The organism is Vibrio sp. 1249-1, assembly GCF_033340495.1.
In genome coordinates, this window is the sequence record NZ_JAWOWJ010000782.1 from 1 (window position 1) to 611 (window position 611).

Below are 611 nucleotides of genomic sequence, written 5' to 3' on the forward strand. Positions count from 1 at the left end.
CAAGCGGACAAGCGTTTGGCGCAGCGTGATAGTTCGGCCGTTAAAGTACGTCCTGCACGTTTAACGGATATCGAAACGCTTGAAGGCATGGTTGCGTACTGGGCGAATATGGGCGAAAACTTACCTCGTTCTCGTAATGAACTCGTTCGCGACATTGGCTCATTTGCCGTTGCTGAACATCATGGTGAAGTGACTGGTTGCGCGTCTCTGTATGTGTATGACTCTGGACTTGCGGAGATTCGCTCGCTCGGTATTGAGGCGGGTTGGCAAGGACAAGGGCAAGGCAGCGCGATTGTGAACTATTTGGTGGATAAAGCACGTCAAATGGCGATTAAGAAAGGCTTCGTACTAACACGTACGCCAGAGTTCTTTATGAAGCAGAGTTTCTTGCCAACATCTAAGTCTCTGTTGCCAGAAAAAGTGTTGAAAGATTGCGACCAATGCCCGCGTCAACATGCCTGTGATGAAGTGGCGTTAGAGATCAATTTAGTTGAACAGATCATCCAACGCAGTCATGTCGCATAGAACATTGATTTTGTTAGTATTTAAACAGATATCGTTAGAGAACGATCATTTACATAAGTTTTTGCTAAAAAAATCGAAAAAACTTT

General features: G+C 45.2%; 1 protein-coding gene. It reads left to right on the forward strand.

Annotated elements, in window-relative coordinates; genetic code table 11:
* Positions 1–525: GNAT family N-acetyltransferase (locus R7Z50_RS28890; protein ID WP_318149933.1), on the forward strand; the 525-nt coding region annotated here is incomplete at its 5' end.
* Positions 526–611: the final 86 nt, after the last annotated feature.